A 22,394-nucleotide genomic window follows, 5' to 3' on the forward strand; every position below is an offset into this window, starting at 1 on the left:
CTCAACGGGTATCCTGATCCTGGCTTTCCGGCTCGGGATTATCCTTTTTCTGTCGTGCATCCTCGGGAATAAGGTCTTCATCATCATCATAGAGGATACGATGAGCCGGTGACTCAAGGTCATCAAATTGACCACTGTTCACACTCCAAAAGAATGCCCAGATCGCAAAACCTGCCAGAATGATCGCGATGGGTATTAACAGGATAACAATATCCATTAACGTTCCGCTCCCTCATTGGTTGGCTGAGCCGCGACGTGGCGGCGACTCAGTCGCATCGCATTGCCGACCACTACCAGCGAGCTGGCGGACATGCCGATCGCGGCCCAGTAGGGTGGCACCAGACCGGCGGCTGCAGCGGGCAGGGCAAGAAGGTTGTAAAGCAGCGCCCAGCTCAGGTTCTCACGGATAATGGTGCGTGTCTTGCGTGCCATGCGCACACAATCGGCCAATCGCATCAGGTCGTTGGCAATCAGGACTGCATCAGCGTTGGTCTTGGCCAGATCGGTTGCACTGGCCATCGCAACCGAAGTGCGGGCACCGGCCAGTGCGGGGATATCATTGATACCATCGCCCACCATAATGATCTCAGCTCCCTGCTGGCTCAGTTGGTTCAAGTGTGCCAGTTTCTGTTCAGGGCTCATACCGCTGAATACTTGATCAATTCCAAGATGAGAGGCGACCTTTTGTGCAGCATCGGAGGCATCACCGGTGAGCATTAGTGGCGTCAGGCCAAGTGCGCGCAGTTCAGTGAGTGTTTGTGCGGCTTCGGGGCGAATCTGATCATCGAGCCGGAACCAACCCAGTGGTTGTTCAGCATCTGCAAGTAATAACCACAACCCGCTGCTTTTGGGTTGTTGAGGCGTATCGTCAGGGCAGGCAAAACCGGGTTTGCCAATTCGATAGCGCTTGCCCTCAACCATACCGCTAAGGCCTTGGCCAACATGCACCTGTACATCTGTGGCGGCCTGAACAGCGTGGGCACGAAAGGCACGGGCAATAGGATGTTCGGAACGGCTTTCGAGTGCGGCGGCAATACTCAACAGTGTTTGGCTGTCGAGTGTGCTGACAGGACATATCTCCTCAATGTTAAGGTTGCCCTCGGTCAATGTACCGGTCTTGTCGAAGATAATGTGGGTTGCCGTGGCAAAGCTTTCCAGCACGTGCCCGCGACTGATCAACATGCCACGCTGGCGTAGAGTGCCTGTGGCAGCAGTCAAGGCGGTAGGCGTTGCCAGTGAAAGGGCGCAGGGGCACGTGACGACCAGCACGGACAGCGTGACCCAGAATGCGCGTGCAGGGTCATAAAAGTACCAGAATACCGCCACGGCTGCTGCCGTCAAAAGCGTGGCTGCCACAAACTGGCTGGCAACACGGTCGGCTATGCGAGCAACGCTCGGCTTCTCTGCCTGGGCCCGGTCCAGCATGCGGACAATGGCGGACAGGCGGCTTTCACTGCCCGTCTCGGTTACTTCGATCTGAAGCGGGTGCTCGATATTGAGAGTGCCGCCGATGACCAGTTCGCCAGTGCTTCGTGACTGGGGCAGGTACTCACCGGTCAGAGCCGACTCGTCCACTGAACTGCGCCCCTCGATAACACGGCCATCAGCCGGAATGGTATGCCCCGACTTGACCAAGACCCTGTCTCCAGTTCGCAGTTGAGTGGCGGGCACAAGCGTTTCGGTATCGCCGTCAAGGCGAATGGCACTGGTTGGCAGCAGATCAAGCAGTGCGTTGCCGGCCCTGCCGGTTCGATGACGAGCGGCCATTTCCATGAAACGCCCGACCAGCAGGAAAAAGGCGAACATGGTGACTGACTCGAAGTAGACATCGCCGCTGCCAGAAACCGTTGACCAGACACTGGCAAAATAGGCCAGCAAAATTGCCAATGCGACTGGCACGTCCATGCTCAGGCTGCGTGTTTGCAAGTCGCGCCAGGCGGCTTTATAGAAGGGCACGGAAGAGTAAAGCGCTACGGGGGTTGCCAGAACCATGGATGCCCAGTTCATCAGGGTGATGATATGGGCGTCCATGGAATGGCTGAGTTCGCCGGCATAGAGTGCTGCGGCGAGCATCATGGTCTGAGCCATGCATACACCCGCCACCCCAAGGCGGCGCACGGCGCGTTTACGCTCTTGCTCAAGCAACTGCTCTTCGCGGTTGGGCTGATAGGGGTGGCCCTGGTAGCCCAGGCGATCAATTTCTGCCAGCAGGTGGCTCAGACGTGTGGTTCCACTGTGCCAGCGGATACGGGCACGGTGGGTGGTCATATTGACACTGGCAGCGGTAACACCGGGTTGGCTTGTCAGGTGTTTTTCCAGCAGCCAGACACAGGCGGCACAGGTGATGCCCTCAATAACCAACACAGCTTCACGCTGATCGGCCCCGGCGTTATGTACAAAGCTGCTTTGCACTTCGGGGTTGTCATACAGCTCCAACTCTTGCTTGCGCCGGCTGCCGCTGTTGGTGCGGATCAGCTCACTGTCGGCACTCTGACTGTCGCGATGGCGATAGAAGTTGTCCAGCCCCCCATCTACGATGGTCTGTGCAACCGCCTGGCAGCCAGGGCAGCACATGGAGCGTTGTTTGCCCTCAATGCTGACAGTGTACTGGCTGCCGCGAGGAACAGGCAGGCCACAGTGATAACAGGGCGTGCGCGCCGGGGGCTGTTGTGCGGTCATGGCTGGCTCATTGCGCAGTGAGCGTAAGGCTAATCAGTTCAGAATAAGGCGGTACCATTTCCTGGCGCAGCTGCCAACTTTCGTCGGCAGGAGACAGGGAAAGGTAGCGTTTTCCGATCAGACCTGCAGTGAGGCTGCCGGAATAGATGCCTTTGCCATCAACGCTTTTCAGAATCAGGATTTGGTCAAATTTCTGATGGGTTGGATGAATGATATTCAGACTGAGAGTCTGCGGGAAGCTTGTCAGCATACCACTCAGGCGCAGGTTGATATCACCGGTTACGGTATCAAAGTTGAGGGTGCCTTCAAGTCCCAGTCTGCTTGCTGCATCAGATTTGGACGTGTCGATATTCATTCCGCGGGCGACCTTGTAATAGTCTTCCTTAACAATGCCGTCGCTGGTGGTTACTGCAATGTACATGAAAAATGAAGCATAGATGAACACCGCAATCAGTGGCGCCAAAATAAACCAGAGCCAGGGCTGCTTGTACCAGGGGGCGGGGGGAGTTGCGTGTGTATTCATGACATTCCTTGAATGGAAACGGCCGGAATGAACCGGCCGTTATTCTAACCTAATTAAGCCGAATGAGGCACTATCGCTGTGGAGTGGGACCCAGGAAACGGCTTTCAGTTTCAATATGGATTGAAGGATCTTCAGCGGCTTCGACAGTAAAGCTGAAAGGAGTGTTGGCCTGACTCAACTGACCTGGCTCTATTTGAACCCTGACAGGGTATGTCAGAAGCTCTCCAGCCTCTACTGTCACAGTATCTGCCGAGATCATGTTCAGTCCTTCCGGACCATCAATTTTGATGCGGTAGCTGTGGTCTATCTGCTCCTTGTTGGCGATCTTGAGTGTGAAAACGTTCTCGATCATGCCGGACGGGGTAGTGGTGTACAGCTGGCCACGATCACGGATCACGTCAACTTCAAGCGGAACGCGGTCTCCGATGGCCCAGATGAAGGCACCAAACATCACCATCAGTGCAACAAAGTAACCGATCAGGCGGGGGCGCAACAGTTTGGTTGTGTTGCCGTTCAAGGCGTGTTCAGTGGTGTAGCGTACAAGCCCGGGTTCATAGCCGACACGCTCCATCATGTCATCGCAGGCATCAACGCAGGCACCACAGGCCACGCATTCGTACTGCAGACCGTCACGTATATCAATACCGACTGGGCAGACGTGAACGCAGGCATAGCAGTCGATACAGTCGCCCAGGCCTGCCGCTTCCTTGTCGACCCCTTTTTTGCGGCTGCCACGAGGTTCTCCACGCTTCTCATCGTAGGAGATAATAAGGGTATCCTGGTCGAACATGACGCTTTGGAAGCGGGCATAGGGGCACATGTAGATACATACCTGCTCACGCAGCCAGCCAGCGTTACCATAGGTAGCTACGCTTAAGAACGCCAGCCACCAGGTTTCCCATGGCCCCAAATCCCACGCTAAAACATCGGGTACCAACTCACGGATTGGAGAAAAATAACCGACAAATGCTATAGCCGAGGCGACGGCGATGATAATCCAGATGGCATGCTTGGCGCTCTTACGCAGGAACTTTTCAGCGCACATGGGTTGTTTATCAAGCCGCATGCGCTTGTTGCGGTCGCCTTCGGTGATACGCTCGGCCCAGATAAAGAGCCAGGTCCAGACAAACTGGGGACAGGCATAACCGCACCAGAGGCGCCCTGCAAAGACTGTTACGAAAAACAGAGTAAAAGCCAGAATAATCAGCAGCCAGGAGAGCAGCATGAAATCCTGGGGCCAAAAAGTCATGCCGAAAATATGAAATTGCCGGTTGGGCAGATCAAACAGGATGGCCTGTCGGCCATCGTATTGAAGCCAAGAGGCGCCGTAAAACATCGCCAGCATGATGAAACCGGAGATGGTACGGAAGTTTTTGAAGAAGCCTTTGTAATACTTGACGTAAATGTGTTCCCGCTTGGCATAGAGGTTATAGGATTCGGCCTCTTTTTTGCCTTTTTTGCTCGGGGTTACGTCCTTTACCGGTATCTGATTCATGCCAGTACCTACTGCTGGTTGTGTCGACAGGTCCATGCGCTCCATTAGGAGCGTCGAATATTATACTAAGCCGCTAATAAAAAAGGCGACATGACTTGAATCATGTCGCCTTTTTTTGGTGCTTGTCCAGTGCTTATTTATTGGACAGGCTGTAGACGTATGCTGTGATCAGGTGGATCTTGTCTTCAGACAGAAGATCTTTCTGAGCAGGCATCACCCCAAATCGACCCACACGGATTGTGTGAGCAATCTGAGTAAAGTTGCCACCGTAGAGCCAAGTATCATCAGTCAGGTTGGGAGCACCCAAAGCGTGCATGCCCTTGCCCTCAGCGCCATGGCAAGCAGTACACAGAGCCTGGAACTGTTTCTGTCCGTTGGTCACATCAGTACCGGCCACAGCTTCCTTACCGCTCAGGGTCATGACATAGCTGGCCACGTCACGCACACCGTCTTCACCCAGTACATCGGCCCATGCAGGCATGCCGCCGTTACGACCCTGAGTGATGGTGTGTTTGATCTGGTCAGGGTTGCCACCCCAGAGCCAATCATTGTCGGTCAGGTTCGGGAAGCCAACCGCACCGGTGCCGGCAGCGCCATGACAAACGGAACAGTTGTTGGCAAACATGCGCTGTCCCATCTTGAGACCGCCTTCGTTCTCCGGCTTCTGCAACTCTTCAATGGAAAGAGCAGCATACTTGGCGAACACCGGGGCGTATACCTCTTCGGCATGCTGCATCTCTTCTTCCCACTGACCGTGGGAAGTCCAGCCCAGCAGGCCTTTGAAGTTACCAAGACCCGGGTAAAGCAGAAGGTAGCCAAGGCCAAAGATCACGGTTGCGACGAACATGTAAAACCACCACTGCGGCAGGGGGTTGTCATATTCTTCGATACCGTCGAACTCGTGACCCAGGGTGTTCTCGGTCGTTTCCTTGAATTTTTCGCTTTTGCGGGTAGCCAGCAGCAGCCATGTACAGCCGAAAATAACGGCCAGGGTGATGACTGTTACCCACGCGCTCCAGAAAGCACTCATTTGTCGTCTCTCCTGTTATGGGTCTCTTCCGGTCGGCCCTGCTCCTCTTCGCTTTTCTTGTGCTGTTCTTCATCAGCAAAAGGAAGCTGGGAGGCTTCATCGAACCTTTTCTTGTTCCCCGGCAGGAGAACCCAGATGAAAAGGCCGATGAAGGTGATCAGCATTATGACCGGTATGTAAGGACCATAAACCTCGTAACTCACTGAAAATTACCGCTTGTTGGTGTAAACAGAGTGTGTTTTACCCAGTGACTGCAGGTAGGCGACCAGAGCGTCAATCTCGGGTTTACCTGCTACTTCTTCACGGGAAGCGCTGATCTGTTCATCTGTATACGGTACCCCCAGCTTGCGCAGAGTTTCCATCTTCGCTGCCGTTTCCTTGCCACTCAGACGGTTTTCAAACAGCCAGGGGTAGGAGGGCATTTTTGATTCAGGAACCACATCACGCGGGTTGTAGAGGTGCGCGCGCTGCCAGTCATCAGAGTAACGTCCACCTACGCGGGCCAGATCAGGACCGGTACGCTTGGAGCCCCACAGGAACGGGTGTTCCCATACGTGTTCGTCAGCGGTGGAGTAGTGACCGTAACGCTCGGTTTCAGCACGGAACGGGCGAATCATCTGAGTGTGGCAGACGTGACAGCCTTCACGGATGTAGATGTCACGGCCTTCAAGCTCCAGAGCCGAATAGGTACGCAGACCATCAATCGGCTTGGTGGTAGAGCTCTGGAAGAACAGCGGAACGATCTCCGCCAGGCCGCCGCCGCTGATCACGATAATGATCAGCAGGATCATGAGGCCGATGTTCTTTTCAATCGTTTCGTGTTTGATCATTTTCTTCTGCTCCTCGTCTCAATCAGGCCGCTTGCGCAGAGGGTTCAGCTGCCTTGACGGAGCTGCCGCTGCGAACGGTCTGCCAAACGTTGAAGGCCATCAGCAGCATACCGGTCAGGAAGAACATGCCACCGATCCAACGCACCAGGTAACCCGGGTGGCTGGCTTCAAGCGCTTCGACGAAGCTGTAGGTCAGAGTGCCGTCTTCGTTAACTGCACGCCACATCAGACCCTGCAGGATACCGTTAACCCACATGGAGCAGATGTACAGCACGGTACCGATGGTTGCGAGCCAGAAGTGTGTGTTGATGAGGCCAACAGAGTACATCTGAGCCTTACCGAACAGTTTCGGGATCATGTGGTACACGGCACCAATGGAAATCATCGCAACCCAACCCAGAGCGCCAGCATGTACGTGGCCAACGGTCCAGTCAGTGTTGTGTGACAGGGCGTTGACGGTCTTGATGGACATCATCGGGCCTTCGAAGGTAGACATACCATAGAAGGACAGAGATACCACCAGGAAGCGCAGTACCGGGTCGGTACGCAGTTTGTGCCAGGCGCCGGACAGGGTCATCATGCCGTTGATCATGCCGCCCCAAGAAGGCGCCAGCAGGATCAGTGACATGACCATGCCAACAGACTGAGTCCAGTCAGGCAGGGCAGAGTAGTGCAGGTGGTGACCACCGGCCCACATGTAGGTCGCGATCAGCGCCCAGAAGTGAACAATGGACAGACGGTAAGAGTAGATCGGACGCTCGGCCTGCTTGGGTACGAAGTAGTACATCATGCCCAGGAAGCCTGCAGTCAGGAAGAAACCTACCGCGTTGTGGCCATACCACCACTGAACCATCGCATCCACGGTACCCGGGTACATGGAGTATGATTTGGTCAGGGATACCGGCATCGCCATGCTGTTGACGATATGCAGCACCGCAACGGTGATGATGAACGCCATGTAGAACCAGTTACCCACATAAATGTGAGACGTCTTGCGGTTCTTGACAGTGCCCAGGAAGACGATGGCATAGCTGACCCAAACCACGGCGATCAAAATGTCGATCGGCCACTCCAGTTCTGCATACTCCTTGGCGGAGGTCAGACCCAGCGGGAGGGTAACAGCAGCTGCCAGAATCACTACCTGCCAGCCCCAGAAAGTGAACGCAGCCAGGCCGTCCGAAAAAAGACGGGTCTGACAGGTGCGCTGCACCACATAGTAGGAAGTGGCAAAAAGTGCACAGCCACCAAACGCGAAGATTACCGCGTTGGTGTGTAACGGACGAATACGTCCGTAGGTCAACCAGGGAATATCAAAGTTCAGTGCAGGCCACACCAGCTGGGCGGCGATCAAAACGCCGACGCCCATACCGACGATGCCCCAGACCACCGTCATGATGGCGAACTGGCGCACGACTTTGTAGTTGTAAGTCGGGTGTTCAGTTGCAGTGCTCATGTCAGGCTCTCATCAACAAGCTAATAGTAGTAAGAAGAGTTCCACCCGCAATTATCTGGGAATACCCACGCCATTTCAATGCGATGGAACCTTTAACTGTGGTTTATTGTCGCAGGGGGCATTTATCTTCATTATATACCCGATCAAAAAAGACGGTTTTTTGTAACTGTTTGAATTTAATTTGGTAATTGGTTTTGTGTGCTGTCGTGGTAAAGCGGTTTATGCTTCAGAAGCACGGTTTTCAATGGTCTTTCGCTGAACTCGAGTGTTGATTTGATCTTTTGCTTGATATGGATCAAGCGCTTTTTTTGAGGTCATTTTCCATGCCACTGTGCGATGGCTTCTGTTGTTATCAGACTAAAGGATTACTATAGTGCGCCCACCGAGTCAGGAGAAAGTAATGAGTGAATTCAATACGCTGGTACTGTATTGCCGTGCCGGATTCGAGAAGGAGTGCGCAGCTGAAATTTCCACTCGTCTTTCTGACATGGGTATTTATGGCTATCCACGTTTCGAAACGGGGCAGGCCTATGTGGTATTTCACTGTCAGCAACCCGATGGTGCGACAGATGCGATTCAGCGGCTGCGTTTTCGCGACCTGATTTTCATTCGACAGTGGTTTGCGGCTTTACCACTGTTCGAGCAGCTTCCTGCGGATGATCGCATTACGCCGATTCTGGCCTGTGCCGGTAGCCTGCCTGTTGCAAGTGAGCTGGTTGCTGAAGTGGTGGATACCACTGAAGGGCGTGAGTTGCAGAGCTTTGCGCGCAAATTTGGCTCAGCCCTGTCGCAGGCGTTGCGACGTGAGTCGATTCTGCTTGAACGCAAGCGTCGTGCCGACTGGCGCTTGCATATGTTGGTGCTTGATGGCCGTACGCTCTGGCTTGGCGCCGCACCGATAGGTAACAGTTCACCCTGGTCTATGGGTATTCTCCGGCTGAAGTTTCCTCAGCAGGCTCCCAGTCGCTCAACGCTCAAGCTGGAAGAAGCCTGGCGCTACTTTATACCGGCACAGTGGCAGGATGAGCTGCTTGGTGGAGGGTTGAGAGCGGTCGATTTAGGCGCGGCCCCCGGAGGGTGGACATGGCAGCTGGTGAAGCAGAACATGTTTGTCATTGCTGTCGACAATGGCCCAATGAACCCTGACTTGATGGAGAGTGGGCAGGTTGAACACCGGCGTGAAGATGCATTTACCTTTGTGCCACCCAAGCCGGTTGACTGGATGGTATGCGACATTGTTGACAAGCCAGCGCGCGTGACCGAGTTGGTGTTGCACTGGGCCGAAAACGGTTGGTGCCGGCATGCAATTTTCAACCTCAAGCTACCGATGAAGCAACGTTTTGCTGAAACTGAAAGCTGCCTTGGCTATCTGCGCGACTCCCTGGCCAATGCAGGTATCGGGTTCCGACTGCAGGCGCGGCAGCTCTACCACGATAGAGAAGAGATCACCTGCTGGCTGTCACTGGAACCCTGAGAGGCTTCAGTGAGCAAATACCGTAATCTTCTCTTCGCCCTCCAGCATGAGGGCGATTTGCTCCATCATTTCGCGGCGCTCTTCCGAGTGGTACCACTGCAGCCAATCGTTTTCACTGCGATAGGTGGCCAGAATCAGTCGGTGGTTGGGGCTGTCAACATTATGCAATGCCTCGCCAGAGATGAAGCCGGGGACGTGCATGGCTTTCTGCAGGGTTTCACGTGCTACCCGGTCGTAATGAAGTTCCAGTTCATCGGCGACGTGGCGCTCAATCAGAACACGAATCATGGCATGACTCCTTGAGAGATGGTGTTTATATCAGGATAATCGCTTCCAAGGCGTGTGCAAGCCTGTATGAGCGGTTCCGCGCCCGGGTTTAATTTGCGACAATAGCGCTTTGTAATTCAAGGTAGTTGTAATCCATGAGTGACCCTGTTGCTGACCACCTGCTGGATGCCAGCGGCCTGCTGTGTCCTGAGCCGGTAATGATGCTTCACAACAAGGTGCGGGAGATGCAGGCAGGAGAGTTGCTGAGGGTGTTGGCCACAGATCCATCTACCCAGCGCGACATACCAAAGTTCTGCGCTTTTCTCGGACATGAGCTCGTAAAGCAGCGGGTAGTGGATATGCATAGTTTCGAGTATTTAATTCGCAAAGGGGCTGGCTGAGTGTCAGAACTGAATCATCTGCAGCAACAGATAGAGTCTCTGCTGCAGGAGTGTGATCAAAGGCTGTCGGCTGCAGAGCAGCAGGGCAGTCGGACGGGACCCCGGACAACAGAGAGTGAAACAGTGAATCAGACGGCCAACAGCAAGAATCGCTCCAAGAACAGGGCAGCCAATCAGGCGGCTCTGGAACAACTGATCGAAGCCTACCCGCAGACTTTCAGTCGTGACAACGTCCGACCGCTCAAGATCGGTATTCAGGAGGACTTGATCGCTGATGACAAACTGGCTCGCAACAGAATCAAGCGTGCGCTGGCAACTTATGTGCGTTCGATCCATTACCTGCGCAGCGTGAAGGAAGGGGTTGACCGTGTCGACCTGGCTGGTGAAATGGCAGGCAGCGTGACGGCTGCAGAAGCTGAGCATGCGGCGGCACGCCTGAAAGAGATTCAGGCTGAGCGCAAGGAGCGGCAGAAACAGGAGCGGATGAAGGAACAGGAAGCGCGCAAACAGCAAAAGGACGACCGCCTTAGCCGGAAACTTGAGGCGTTGGTTAACCTCAAGGGTCGTTAATACTTGAAATAGCGATGTGCCGCCTCCAGATTATTAGACAATTTTAATATTTTGGAGGCCAATCCATGTCTGACTCTCTTCATATTTCCTGCCCTTCCTGTTTGGCAACAAATCGCATTCCCGCTTCCAGGCTCACACAGAAACCTGCCTGTGGTCGCTGTCACCAACCGCTGTTCATGGCTACTCCGCTTGAGCTCGATGAAACCGCTTTTGCTCGTGTTCAGGCCAATACGGACCTGCCGGTTCTGGTTGATTTCTGGGCATCATGGTGCGGTCCCTGCAAGATGATGGCACCGGTATTCGAGCGTGCGGCTGCCGAGCTGGAGCCTGCATGTCGTCTGGTCAAGATCAATACCGAGCAGTGTCAAAACCTGTCGGCACGCTACCAGATCCGCAGTATTCCAACGCTATTGCTACTGCAGGGCGGACAGGAGGTGGCGCGGCAGGCAGGTGCCATGGACCAGGTCAGCCTGGTCCGCTGGGTACGCCAGCATCTCTGACCGTCAAGGGAGCGGAGTCGGAGCGCCATACAGATAGCCCTGAGTGCCATCGATTTGCATCTCTTCCAGCAACTGCTGCTGCATTGGGCGCTCTACATGCTCGGCGTAGGCCTTTATTTCCAAACTGTGCGCTACGCTTATCAGGCTACTGACAAAGAAACGATCCTCCTCGCTGTGATCCAGCTGTCGAATCAGTGAACCATCAATCTTGAGGTAGTCGGGTCTCAATGCATAGAGGTAACTGAAGCCGTTGGGGTGTGTGCCGAAGTTGTCCACGCCAAAGCTGACCCCGAGCTGCTGTACTGAACGACGCAGGGATAGAATCGATTCCTGATGTGCCAGAATTGCGGTCTCGTTAATTTCAATGTTGAGCCGTCCTCGGTGTGAGCTGGCGCTGAGTTGCTCAAGCAACCAGGGCACAAAGGGCGGGTGTTCCAGTGTCTGGTTTGCCAGGTTGAGACTGAGTGCGGGTGCGCCTGGGTTGTGGCTCAGGTAATTCAGAGCCTGTCTGACGATGGCGCGATCGATTCGTTCCATCAGGCCGAGATCCAGCGCTACGCTGATGAATTCGCCGGCGCTGCAAGGTTCATTATCGAGGTTCAGAATGCGGGCAAACACCTCTGCATGAATCGCTTCCTGCTTGGTTGACTTAAGGATCTGGTGTTGCAGGAAGATTTGCTCATTGTTAATTGCATTGGCCACGTGAGACTGCCATTGCTCGGACCAGGTATGCTGGCTCTGGCGTGCGTGATAGTGCACCACTGCATCATGACCTGCCTCGGCTTCGTTAACAGCCAGGCGCGCCTGTGACATCAGCTGCTCAGGTGAACAGTGGTCATGACCGGAGGCGATGCCAATGCACAGTATCGAGGGTGTCGCGTCCTTCTTGCTGAGCTGTTCATACAGAGTGTTGATCTGCATCAGGCCGGGTTGCAGGCGGCGTTGCCAGTCATCGAAGTTGCGCTGCCTTGCCAGTAGTACCAGGTCAGCGCCACCGAGTCGACCGGTGATACTGAGTCCCGTGGATTGTCCAAGGTCTTCGATCATGCTGGCACATGCCTTGATCAGATGGTTGGCGGCATCTTCACCGAGATCACGGTTAACCTGCTGCAGGTCTCTCAGGTGGAACAGCAGTAGTGATGCGGGGCCAAAGTCCTGGCGGTATTCCAGATGCTCCTGAATCTGGGCCAGCAGGGCGCGACGATTATTCAAGCCTGTGAGGCTGTCACGGTAGGCTGTGCTGCGAAGGGCCTCAATATTTCGGTTCTGTTCCTCGAACATGTGTTGTACCTGCTTCACCATCAGGTTCATGGCGATAACAACGCGTCGCAGTTCGCGGGTTCGTGGAAGGTCAGGTTGTTCGATATATTCGCGCCGGGCAAGTGCCATTGCCTGATGCTCCACCCCGTGTAGAGGGCGCATGATAAAGCGCAGCAGCAGTGTCAGGAGCAGTGCAGAAACCAGAGCGAGTACGCTGAACAGTAGCATCGTATCGCGCACCCCGGCCCACAGTCGCTCATAGGCATATCCAGCACGGCTGCGCACATGGATCTCACCGACCTGTTGCCATTGATAGGCGATGGCGCGAGACATGGCGGGCGGCGTGATGCGCATCATGCTGATGAACCAATCCGGAGCATTGACTGCGGCTTCCGGATTGTAGCTCTTGCTATACAGAACCGAGCCATCCTTTCCGGTCACTTCAATCTGCTGGTAGAAGCCACTATCGAAAATGGCATTGACGGCGGTTGCGATGGTCGCGCTGTCGGATTGCTGCATATAAGGTGCGAGGTACAGTCCGAGATGAGTGGCGCCATCTTCGGCATGCGATTCGAGCTGGCGTACCAGTGTGTCGCGCGAGCTGTCCGAAAGGAGGTATACGGTGCCCAGAACCAGCCCCAGCAATACGGTGAATACGGCAGCGATCAGTTGGTTGGTAAGGGACATTATTGGCGCTCCTGCGACTGTTGAATGTTGACCCGGTTGTTTTCCATGCGTGACTGCAGTTGTACCCATGGCTTGAGGCGATCGGATGTACCCACCAGCTCGGCTCGCTGGCCTTTCTTGCTGAGCCAGAGGCTTTCACCGTTAAAAGTATAGACGTGCAGCAGGTCTGGGCGCTCATTGGCCGGGCGAATCGAGTTGATCAGATTGTCCAGTACCAGCGGCATGGCGGTGGGGCTGGGGTAGTAGGTCAGCACCATATGTGCCTGGTTCAGCTCAAGGGCCTTGACGTAGCTCAGGCTCAAACGCTCTTCAGCGACACCCATCACCCTCAGTGTGTAGTACTTGGCGATTGAAAAATCCTCGCAGTCACCGCCATTGCTGATCAGGAACTCCACCGGCGTCGCCCAATAGTCCTCCTTACCCCAGTGAGCAATATCATCCAAAAAACGCACCTGATTGAAAAATCGGTTAACCCGTTCCAGTTTCTCCGGTTCGCTCAACTGGTTGCCTTCGCGTATCAGGTTTTGCCAGGCCGTCAGCCTGCGTGCTGCCTGTTCTCCATACAGCTCACGGTAGCCTTCAATGCTGGCATCTGAAAGCAGTTGGGGCTGGTCGGCAGTGGCTAGCAGTGTGAGACCGGCGAACAGGGCTGCAACGCAGCACCGATACAGACAGCGTCCGGGTCTGCGCAGGCACATGAGGATGTTGCTCAAACGGGGCTTCCCATTAATGGTCTTATCAGTTCATGATGGTTGAAAAACGCGCGCCGCTCAAGCGTCATCCTGAACAGAGTGACCAGGCATCAAGCCACATTGACTGAGCAGGCGCTGCCAGGCGTCGGTATGGCGGTCTCGTGCCCGGATGTACTGTTGCCACAGGCTGTTATGGTGATCAGACAATGTTGCCTGAAAATAGTGCTTCAGGGCCGGGCTGGTTGGCAGTTCTGTGTAGAGAGGTTCAAGGCCGTTGCGCCATTGTTCACCACTGCGGTGCAGAGCGGACATCATCGGTTGCAGTTCGCTTGCGTACCAGCCGTTCAATACGGACTGAATGATACGCGCTCGGTTGTTGGGGCGATTATTGAAACAGATCGGGCGCTCATCGAGCCGAGCATTGATGGCGCTGGCGGTCTGGTCCAGTGTTTGGGTGAGCATATTCAGACTTTTCAGCCAGGGTGCGCCGAAGGGACGGGTATGAAGTTCGAAGTAGGATTGCTCAAGTTGGTCGCTCCAGGAAGGCAGAGACCAGTCAGGCTGTTGGCTCATTCTAAGCAGTTGCTCGAAACGCTGCAGAGGGGGCTGGAGCGCTCCGGATTGCTGAGCCTGTTTCATCTCTAATGCAGGGTGAGTGCGTGAAAATTGGGAGACCATTTCGCTGGAATTGAAAATGGCGTTACTCAGTACCCGTGGCAGCTGCTGGCGTTTGACCTGTTCGATGTGCTGCAGCCGTTCAAGCAGCTCATTTTCGCTCGTGTCACGTTTCGGCTGCTGTTGAAGCTCATGTATACAGTGGCGCAACGGTGGCAAAAAACGCAGCTCATAGAGCAAGCGCTGCGATGGCAATGCCAGTTTGCCCAGTGAGCTGTTGCGCTCTCCGATCAACTCCATCAGACCGCAGCGACGCAGATCAAACACATCCACAACGCCCTCTCTCAGCTCAGGTATATCAAGCAGTCGCTCCCGTGCTTGAGGGTAAGGCGGTATGGTTGTATCAAGCTCCAGATTGATGGGGTAATCGATGGCATTGGCAACGCGACTGGCATAGTCCTCCAATCGCGTCTGGGGATTTTCAGTGCTGCAGGCGCTCAACAGAAGCAGCGCCAGAGTTGCTATCAACATCCGCATGACGTGCAATCCTGACCAGGCGTGTTGTCAGTAGTACGGCACCGACGCTGAGCCCGATCAGCAGTCCATACCAGAGTCCGGCTGCCCCCTGTGGCGCTGTCAGCCATTGAGTGAATCCCAGTACATACCCGACCGGAAGGCCGATCAGCCAATAAGCAATGAACACCATCAGCAGGGGGACGGCCGTATCCTTGTAGCCACGCAAGGCGCCGGCTGCACTGACCTGAAGTGCATCGGAAAACTGAAAAACGGCCGCAATACTGATCAGGGTGGCGGCCAGGCCAATAATCGCTTCACGGTCAGTGTAGAGTCCTACAATGGACTCGGCCAACAGTAGTGAAAGTGAGCTGCTGACCAGGGCGATGGTCAGGGTGATCATAACGCCGGTGATCACGGCATGTCGTGCGGCATCGCCTTGACCGGCCCCGACAAGCTGGCCTACACGGATGGTCAGTGCCATTGCAATGCTGAGTGGTACCATGAAGATCATGCCGGTATAGCTAATGGTGATTTGGTTGGCGGCGATCACCGTCTCGCCCAGCGGGGCCAGCAGCAGCGCCAACACGCAGAACATGCTGACCTCAATCAGCAATGCAAAGCCGATCGGCAGGCCGAGCCGAAGGAATGTCAGAATCACACTGCCTTTGGGGCGCTGCCAGTGACTGTAAAGACGCAGTGGCCTGAAGCGGGGGCTGCGCAGCAGGTAGGCAATGCCGGTCAGCAGCATGACCCACATCACAACGGCGCTGGCATAGCCGCAACCAACACCTCCCATTTCCGGCAGCCCCAGCTTGCCGAAAATCAGTACATAGTTGAGCGGGATATTACAGAGCATGCCCAGTACGGCGATGCGCATGACCGGATGGGTTTTGCCAAAGCCTTCACTGTAGCTGCGTACCACCTGATAGAGCAGAAAAGCAGGGAATCCCCAGCTTATTGCATCAAGGTAGTCACGTGTAGTCTGCTCCAGTCGGGCTTCCAACTGCAGCAATTCGAGTATCGGGCCTGGGTTGCGCAACAGCAGGACCCCCAGCAGGCTCAACAGCAGCGCAATCCATACGGCCTGCTGCAGCACCTGGCGGCTGCGGCGCTCACGATGGGCGCCTATCAGGTGGGCAACCAGCGGAGTGGTGGCCATCAGTATACCGCCCAGTGCCAGAAACAATGGCAACCAGAGGCTACTGCCAAGTGCAATGGCCGCAAGGTCGTTGGCTCCCGCACGAGCAGCCATCAGGGTGTCGATAAAGCCGATGGCGCTCTGGGCCAGCTGAGCTACCATGATCGGCCAGCCAAGCAGTAGCAGGGTGCGAATTTCCTCGCTGCGGTTGAAACCAGACTTCAACATGTCGCAGGTGCGGCGTGCTGAGCGTGTGTGGTGTTCATTGAACGGGTCCTTTTCACGGTGTGGCTGCGCATGTTGGAATATCCTCCTGTGGCGGGGCAAGGATAAGGGTGCGCTAACAGTAGTGCAACGCTAAGATGCAATGATACTGATAGATCAATTCCGGAGGTGAGTGATGAAGCTGCAAGACAGCAGTCTGCTGCGTGGGCAGGCCTATGTTAACGGTGAGTGGGTTGACGCGAAAAGTGGAGAGACCTTCGCTGTCTTCAACCCTGCTACGGGTGACGAGCTGGTCCGGGTGCCACTGATGTCAGAGGCGGATGCCAAGGCAGCCGTGGCCGCCGCTCATGAGGCCTTCAAGCAGTGGCGTACGACAACCGCCAAGGAGCGAGCGACCGTGCTGCGACGCTGGTATCAATTGATGCAGGACAATATGGAAGACCTCGCACTGTTGATGACGCTTGAGCAGGGCAAGCCGTTGGCCGAAGCTCGTGGCGAAGTGCAGTATGCTGCAAGCTTTGTCGAATGGTTTGCCGAAGAAGGTAAGCGTGCCTATGGCGAGCTGATTCCAACTCACAAGCAGGATGCTCGCATTCTGGTCAGTCGTGAACCGGTCGGGGTGGTTGCCGCCATCACGCCCTGGAACTTCCCTGCCGCCATGATTACCCGCAAGGCCGCTCCTGCTCTGGCAGCAGGTTGCAGTTTCATCTGCAAACCGGCAGAAGATACACCGCTTTCTGCACTTGCACTGGCCGAATTGGCTCACCGTGCCGGTATTCCGGCCGGGGTGTTCAACATTCTTACGGGAGATCCAAGGGCGTTGGGCTCGGTACTGACCGGGCATGAGCTGGTCCGCAAGCTGTCTTTTACCGGCTCCACCCCGGTTGGCAAGCTGCTGATGGCGCAGTGTGCCAATACAGTGAAGCGGGTCTCTCTGGAGTTGGGTGGTAATGCCCCCTTCATCGTATTTGATGATGCGGATCTTGAACGGGCGCTGGATGGCGCCATGGCATCCAAATATCGCAATGCCGGCCAGACCTGTGTCTGTACCAACCGCTTTCTGGTGCAGGACGGAATCTATGACCGCTTTGTCGAGGCGTTGGCTGAACGCACGCGACAGCTGAAAGTGGGAAGTGGCACTGACGCAGATGTGCAGCAGGGGCCTCTGATCAACGCCGCTGCAGTGGCCAAGATCCAGAGCCACATTGATGATGCCGTTGCCAAGGGAGCAAGTGTGGTGTGTGGCGGCAAGCCACATGCCTTGGGACGCACATGGTTCGAGCCTACTGTGCTGCGTGATGTAACGCCACAGATGCAGGTGGCAACAGAAGAGACTTTCGGGCCACTTGCTCCTGTTTTTCGCTTCAGTGATGAAGCGGAGGCCATCGCCATGGCGAATGACACTGAATATGGTTTGGCGGCCTACTTTTTCAGTCGTGATCTTGGACGGGTCTGGCGGGTGGCTGAAGGCCTTGAATACGGCATGATCGGCATCAACGAAGGGATTATATCTACCGAGCTGGCACCGTTTGGCGGGGTGAAGGCATCCGGGCTGGGGCGTGAAGGGGCGCGCCAGGGGCTGGAAGAGTACCTGGAGTGCAAATACATGCTGATGGGTGGTATCTGACATAAAAACGCCGGGGCTGTGTATGCCGCCCCGGCGTTTTTTAAAGCGTGGCTAAATCAGTCCAGACGCTTGCGGACATAGCTGCCGGGGGCAGGCTCAATCACCTTGTAATCACTGTTGCCGTAATCCTTCGGTGCATCAACCTTCTTGCCGGCACGACGACGCAGCCAGTCGTTCCAGTTGTTCCACCACGAGCCTTCCTGGCGCTCAGCGGTTTCCAGCCAAGCTTCGGGACCGCGTCCCATTTCGCCCTTGATCCAGAAATTGCGGCGATTCTTTTTCGCCGGATTGATAACGCCGGCAACGTGTCCACTGGCACCCAGCACAAACTCCACTGTGCCGCCAAACAGATCCAGCGCCTTGAAGGTTCCTTTCCAGGGGGCGATATGGTCTTCCATGGTTGAGAGGAAGTAGCAGGGAGTCTTGACCTTGCGCAGATCAATCGGCTCGCCACATATGGTCAGACCGTCAGGCTCAACCAGCTTGTTCTCTAGGTACATATTGTTTATGTAATAGGTGTACATCGCTGCCGGCAGGTTGGTCGGGTCGCTGTTCCAGTAGAGGATGTCGAACGGCGGTGGTGTCTGTCCCTTGAGGTAATTGTTGACCACATAGGACCAGATCAGGTCATTGGAGCGCAGCATGTTGAAGGATGTGGCCAGTTCTCGGCCGTGCAGAATGCCTTCACTGTTGACCTTGGATTCCAGCTGCTTGACCTGATATTGATCGATGTATACGCACAGGTCACCGGGGTTGCTGAAATCGATCAGCGTGGTGAGGAAGGTGCAGCTGCCGACCGAGTTGTCCTTGCGGTTGGCCAGCACAGCGAGGGCCGAGGCCATCAGGGTACCGCCAACGCACCAGGATACGGTGTTGACCTTTTCCTGACCGCTGATTGACTTGGTGACTTCAAGTGCCTTCAGAATACCGTCGCCAACGTAGTCATCCCAGCTCAAATCGCGTTGCTCTGCACCGGGGTTGGTCCAGGAGATGAGGTAAACATCCTGTCCCTGCTCCAGGCAGTAGCGGACAAACGAGTTATCCTGCTGCAGATCCAGAATGTAGAACTTGTTGATGCTTGGCGGCACGATCAGGGTTGGGCGCTCGTAAACCTGTTCGGTCAGCGGTTTGTAGTGGATCAACTGGAAGATGTCATTCTGGAAAACAACAGCACCTTCAGTCGTTGCCAGATTCTTGCCCAGTTCAAATGACGACTCGTCGGTCATTGAGATGCGGCCTTTCTCGATGTCACCGAGCAGATTTTTCAGGCCGTTAACCAGACTTTCCCCTTTGGTTTCCAGTGCCTGTTGCAGCACTTCGGGGTTGGTGATGGCAAAGTTGGTGGGGGAGAGCGCATCCACATACTGGCGAGTGTAAAACTCCAGCTTCTGCTGTTCCTGTGGCGACAGATTGGCATTGTGGGCCATCTCGGTCAGCATGCGTGAAGTCAGCAGATAGGACTGTTTGATATAGTCGAAAACCGGGTTTTTGGACCATTCATCCGCCTTGAAGCGGCGATCGCCGGGCGGTGGTTCGGCAACCGGGCTGCTGGTATTGCCCGTCAACAGGTTGCGCCAAAGGTTGAATTGCGCCTGCTGATAGTCAGCGATGGCACGTACCCATACAGTCGGATCTTCAAGAGAGCGGGTGGCCAGTTCAGTCCATGATTGCGTGAACTGACGCAGGATATCGTCACCGCCGGTTGCCGAGAACATCTCCAGCATTTTGCTGGTCTCGTGATTGACGTAATTGATGAATTCCTGCGGGTCTGTTGCGATGTTGCCTTGTTTATCCGTCATAACTGCCTGCTTTCGGTCTCTGTTGTCCGGTATGAACGCAGGCTCCCTGGCCCTGAATACGCTTACGCCGGAATCAACCTGTGGTTTTGGCTTGTAGCGGGAAACTGTTTTGAGCATAGACCGGTGCCTATGGCACTGACAAGCCCTCATAAAGTATTAGCATCAGGCTTTGCTATTGCACCTGTGTTACTGCGATGCAATATTTCGCGTTTTGCTGTCGAGAGAGCATGGCCGAGGTGAAGGTTGTGTCAGTATAAGTAATAATGTTGCATGCGCTTAAAAACAGGATGAAAAGTGATCATGTACCAGCTTGACCTGATGACCACAGAGGGCTGTCACCTGTGTGATGATGCCGTTGCCATACTTCAGCTGGGGCTTGAACCGGATGAGGCTGAAGTGGATCTGGTTGATATTGTCTACGATGAAGCGCTGATGGAGCGCTATGCGACACGGATTCCCGTATTGGTTGATCGGGTCAGTGGTGGCGAGCTTGATTGGCCCTTTGATGGTCAGCGGCTGGCGCAGTTTCTGCAAAACTGCGCTCAGCCTTAGGGTCAGGTTAACCGCCGTTCTGCTGATACAGTGCCAGCATATTGAACTCCTGTGGACTGAACAGGGTCACCGGGCGCTGAGCCAAACGTTCGTAAATGACTCTGAATGCCAAAACGTTTTGGACGTAGTTGCGGGTTTCGTCGAAGGGGATGGTTTCGATCCAGATGTCCAGTGGCAGGTCACCCCGTGCATCCAACCATTGGCTGACGCGATAGGGGCCGGCATTATAAGCGGCTGATGCATAGGCCAGGTTGCCGTTGAAGCGCTCAGCCATCTCGCTCAGATAGGCGGTGCCCAGGCGAATATTGGTGTCTGGCTCGGACAGCAGGCTGAGCCTGGGCAACGGAATGGCATGGCGTTTGGCCGTGGCGCGTGCCGTTGCCGGCATCAACTGCATCAATCCCAGCGCGCCGGCATGGGAGCGTGCCTGCATCCAAAATGCACTCTCCTGACGGGCAATGGCAACCGCCCAGGCCGGATCGATGGCGCGATTCTGGGCGTGCTGTTCAAACAGCTCCGGCAGGGGGTTGGGGAAGCGCAGCTGCATGTCGTTCCAGCGCTGGCTGCTGATGGCGCCCCGAATGCCTTGATCGTACCAGCCCCATTCTCTGGCCAGGTGGGCGGCCGCGTGAATTTGCTCGGGCTTCATGTGGCTGATCGCAAGATTCCACTCCGAGCGGGCGTCATAATAGCGCTCAAGCGCGAGCAATTCACGAATGCGGACAAACGCAGGCAGTTGTGCCAGCTGTTGTTTGGCGTCTGTGCTCTGAACCAGTGGCGTATCATTGAGCTGGTAGGGTGTGTCCAGCATCTGGGCTGCCATAAAGCCATAGAATGAGCGCTCGGTGGCAAGATCTCGCAACAGAGTCTCTCGGCCGGGCTTACCTAGCTGTTCCAGAGCAATCGCTTTCCAGTAGCGCCAGCGGTCGGTGTGTCTCTCAGCCTCGTCCAGCTTTTCAATCAGGGACAGCGCTTCGGCCCAGTCCTGTCGTACCAGCGCCAGACGAACTCGCCACCCAGAAAGGTCTGCCAGTTTATGCTCGGGATCCAGTGAGGCCAGCAGGGGATCGGTTTCGGCCGGGAAGCGCTTTGCCATCAGCACGCCCAGGCGCCTGCTGACGGAGTCGTATTGTTCGGCCGGTACCTGCAATCGCTCGCGCTCACGTACCCAGAGTCGAATGGCCTGCTCAAGGTCCTGACGTGCCAGTCGGTTGACCGCCAATACCAGCAGCTGATCGGCATGCGGTGTTTCGGGGCTGAGCAACTGGGGTTGCTGTGTCAGTTGCTCCGGGTTGTCATACAGGGAACGAGCCAGTTTTGCCTGCTGCTGCAACTCGCTTTGCGTAATGAAGCGTGCCGCATAGGTTGCCAAGCCGGGGCGTCCCCGCATCAATGCAGCCAAGTGGCGATTGAGTGCATCCTGCTGGCTGAAGTGGCTTGATTTCAGCCACTGACTGAAAACGGGGTCGCATTCGTCAGGCTGTGAATGGCCAACGGTCCAGAGCGTGCGGGCCGCTTCCCAGGCGTCCTGCTGTTGCTGCGTGTCCAGAAGGTAGCTCGCATGCAGGCACTGCAACCGAGTGTCGGGGCGCTGAATTTGTTGCCAGGCTTGGCTGAAAGCTGGCCAGTCTTTTTTTTCGCCACTGCTGCGAGCCCAGGCAAACAGCAGTCGACCCGCCAATGGGGTATCCGCATTGGCATCGATAAATGCCTGCAGTTGTTCAGCAGAAGCGCTGTCGATCCGGCTGTTGATTTGCTGGTACTCGAGATAGGGGTACAGAGGATATGCGCTGAATGCGGTTTTTTGCTCATGGCTGAGCGGGGTGGCCTGCAGCAAGGCGCTTCTGAACTGTTCACGCAGTTCATCGTGATGATCGTGTGCGCTGGATACGCCAGCTTGCAGCAGTGGCGGCAACAATAACAATAACTTCAGCCTGAACATAATAATCTCCGAACAGCCGTAACCAATCTGAATACTGTCGGCCAGTGTATCCTGCTCTAAAAGCAAAAATAACCATTGTTCTGCTGTTTTCAACAGAAGCACTGAATTCAGGTACACTA

21 protein-coding genes are annotated in these 22,394 nt (G+C 55.3%); 6 read left to right on the forward strand and 15 right to left on the reverse strand.

Annotated elements, in window-relative coordinates; genetic code table 11:
* Position 1: 1 nt before the first annotated feature.
* From ccoS to ccoN, 8 genes are all read right to left on the reverse strand, one after another.
* On the reverse strand, positions 2 to 217 hold the full coding sequence (ccoS, locus tag ACAM29_RS03550) for a cbb3-type cytochrome oxidase assembly protein CcoS (RefSeq protein ID WP_091823247.1): 216 nt from the start codon (positions 215 to 217) through the stop codon (positions 2 to 4).
* Entirely contained in the window at positions 217 to 2,679 is a 2,463-nt protein-coding gene (locus ACAM29_RS03555; protein WP_369623217.1) for a heavy metal translocating P-type ATPase, read from the reverse strand. The genes ccoS and ACAM29_RS03555 overlap by 1 nt, the downstream gene beginning before the upstream one ends.
* A 7-nt stretch (positions 2,680 to 2,686) precedes the next feature.
* The gene (locus tag ACAM29_RS03560) at positions 2,687 to 3,202 is read right to left on the reverse strand and encodes a FixH family protein (protein WP_091823241.1); all 516 of its coding nucleotides are present in this window, start codon (positions 3,200 to 3,202) and stop codon (positions 2,687 to 2,689) included.
* A gap of 70 nt (positions 3,203 to 3,272) precedes the next feature.
* Entirely contained in the window at positions 3,273 to 4,697 is a 1,425-nt protein-coding gene (gene ccoG / locus ACAM29_RS03565; protein ID WP_369623218.1) for a cytochrome c oxidase accessory protein CcoG, read from the reverse strand.
* Positions 4,698 to 4,830: 133 nt separating this feature from the next.
* A complete protein-coding gene (gene ccoP, locus ACAM29_RS03570) occupies positions 4,831 to 5,727 on the reverse strand; it encodes a cytochrome-c oxidase, cbb3-type subunit III (protein ID WP_354406028.1) in 897 nt (298 codons plus the stop codon).
* Positions 5,724 to 5,930: a cbb3-type cytochrome c oxidase subunit 3 gene (locus ACAM29_RS03575; RefSeq protein ID WP_206834414.1), complete on the reverse strand. Its 207-nt coding sequence runs from the start codon at positions 5,928 to 5,930 to the stop codon at positions 5,724 to 5,726. Before ACAM29_RS03575 ends, ccoP begins: the two co-directional genes overlap by 4 nt.
* Positions 5,931 to 5,936: 6 nt before the next feature.
* The gene (gene ccoO, locus ACAM29_RS03580) at positions 5,937 to 6,557 is read right to left on the reverse strand and encodes a cytochrome-c oxidase, cbb3-type subunit II (RefSeq protein WP_354406031.1); all 621 of its coding nucleotides are present in this window, start codon (positions 6,555 to 6,557) and stop codon (positions 5,937 to 5,939) included.
* Positions 6,558 to 6,579: 22 nt separating this feature from the next.
* Positions 6,580 to 8,010: a cytochrome-c oxidase, cbb3-type subunit I gene (gene ccoN, locus ACAM29_RS03585; protein ID WP_091823228.1), complete on the reverse strand. Its 1,431-nt coding sequence runs from the start codon at positions 8,008 to 8,010 to the stop codon at positions 6,580 to 6,582.
* Between the two features lie 400 nt (positions 8,011 to 8,410).
* On the opposite strand from ccoN, the gene rlmM reads away from it, so the two are divergent.
* Positions 8,411 to 9,484, forward strand: coding sequence for a 23S rRNA (cytidine(2498)-2'-O)-methyltransferase RlmM (gene rlmM / locus ACAM29_RS03590; protein ID WP_369623219.1), 1,074 nt, complete (start codon positions 8,411 to 8,413; stop codon positions 9,482 to 9,484).
* 6 nt (positions 9,485 to 9,490) lie between these two features.
* On the opposite strand, the gene ACAM29_RS03595 is transcribed toward rlmM, so the two are convergent.
* Positions 9,491 to 9,772 carry an antibiotic biosynthesis monooxygenase gene (locus tag ACAM29_RS03595; protein ID WP_091823223.1) on the reverse strand — a complete coding sequence of 94 codons (282 nt, stop codon included), beginning with the start codon at positions 9,770 to 9,772 and terminating at the stop codon, positions 9,491 to 9,493.
* 134 nt (positions 9,773 to 9,906) lie between these two features.
* On the opposite strand from ACAM29_RS03595, the gene tusA reads away from it, so the two are divergent.
* The 3 genes from tusA (at position 9,907) to trxC (ending at position 11,222) form a co-directional block, all read left to right on the forward strand.
* Complete coding sequence (tusA, locus tag ACAM29_RS03600; RefSeq protein ID WP_091823220.1) at positions 9,907 to 10,152, forward strand: sulfurtransferase TusA; 246 nt, start codon at positions 9,907 to 9,909, stop codon at positions 10,150 to 10,152.
* Entirely contained in the window at positions 10,153 to 10,722 is a 570-nt protein-coding gene (locus ACAM29_RS03605; RefSeq protein ID WP_091823218.1) for a ProQ/FINO family protein, read from the forward strand.
* A gap of 65 nt (positions 10,723 to 10,787) precedes the next feature.
* On the forward strand, positions 10,788 to 11,222 hold the full coding sequence (gene trxC / locus ACAM29_RS03610; protein ID WP_354406036.1) for a thioredoxin TrxC: 435 nt from the start codon (positions 10,788 to 10,790) through the stop codon (positions 11,220 to 11,222).
* A 3-nt stretch (positions 11,223 to 11,225) separates the two neighbouring features.
* Here the strand turns inward: trxC and ACAM29_RS03615 are convergent, their stop codons facing one another.
* The 4 genes from ACAM29_RS03615 to ACAM29_RS03630 are packed head-to-tail and all read right to left on the reverse strand — an operon-like array spanning position 11,226 to position 16,358.
* The gene (locus tag ACAM29_RS03615) at positions 11,226 to 13,169 is read right to left on the reverse strand and encodes an EAL domain-containing protein (protein WP_206834407.1); all 1,944 of its coding nucleotides are present in this window, start codon (positions 13,167 to 13,169) and stop codon (positions 11,226 to 11,228) included.
* Positions 13,169 to 13,882, reverse strand: coding sequence for a transglutaminase-like cysteine peptidase (locus tag ACAM29_RS03620; protein WP_242529963.1), 714 nt, complete (start codon positions 13,880 to 13,882; stop codon positions 13,169 to 13,171). The genes ACAM29_RS03615 and ACAM29_RS03620 overlap by 1 nt, the downstream gene beginning before the upstream one ends.
* A gap of 57 nt (positions 13,883 to 13,939) precedes the next feature.
* Positions 13,940 to 15,013 carry a DUF3080 family protein gene (locus tag ACAM29_RS03625; RefSeq protein ID WP_369623220.1) on the reverse strand — a complete coding sequence of 358 codons (1,074 nt, stop codon included), beginning with the start codon at positions 15,011 to 15,013 and terminating at the stop codon, positions 13,940 to 13,942.
* Positions 14,958 to 16,358, reverse strand: coding sequence for an MATE family efflux transporter (locus tag ACAM29_RS03630; protein WP_369623221.1), 1,401 nt, complete (start codon positions 16,356 to 16,358; stop codon positions 14,958 to 14,960). The genes ACAM29_RS03625 and ACAM29_RS03630 overlap by 56 nt, the downstream gene beginning before the upstream one ends.
* A 172-nt stretch (positions 16,359 to 16,530) precedes the next feature.
* Between ACAM29_RS03630 and ACAM29_RS03635 the strand changes: the two genes are divergently transcribed.
* The gene (locus ACAM29_RS03635; protein WP_369623222.1) at positions 16,531 to 17,982 is read left to right on the forward strand and encodes an NAD-dependent succinate-semialdehyde dehydrogenase; all 1,452 of its coding nucleotides are present in this window, start codon (positions 16,531 to 16,533) and stop codon (positions 17,980 to 17,982) included.
* A gap of 56 nt (positions 17,983 to 18,038) precedes the next feature.
* Here the strand turns inward: ACAM29_RS03635 and ACAM29_RS03640 are convergent, their stop codons facing one another.
* Positions 18,039 to 19,781: an alpha/beta hydrolase gene (locus tag ACAM29_RS03640; protein WP_091823200.1), complete on the reverse strand. Its 1,743-nt coding sequence runs from the start codon at positions 19,779 to 19,781 to the stop codon at positions 18,039 to 18,041.
* A 300-nt stretch (positions 19,782 to 20,081) separates the two neighbouring features.
* Here ACAM29_RS03640 and ACAM29_RS03645 point away from each other — a divergent pair, with 300 nt between their 5' ends.
* Positions 20,082 to 20,333: a glutaredoxin family protein gene (locus tag ACAM29_RS03645; protein WP_242529962.1), complete on the forward strand. Its 252-nt coding sequence runs from the start codon at positions 20,082 to 20,084 to the stop codon at positions 20,331 to 20,333.
* Positions 20,334 to 20,340: 7 nt separating this feature from the next.
* Here ACAM29_RS03645 and ACAM29_RS03650 read toward each other — a convergent pair whose 3' ends face one another.
* Entirely contained in the window at positions 20,341 to 22,275 is a 1,935-nt protein-coding gene (locus ACAM29_RS03650) for a transglycosylase SLT domain-containing protein (protein ID WP_369623223.1), read from the reverse strand.
* Between the last annotated feature and the right edge of the window lie 119 nt (positions 22,276 to 22,394).

Origin of the sequence: Marinobacterium sp. BA1 (assembly GCF_041155135.1) — a bacterium.
Lineage (GTDB): Bacteria > Pseudomonadota > Gammaproteobacteria > Pseudomonadales > Balneatricaceae > Marinobacterium > Marinobacterium iners.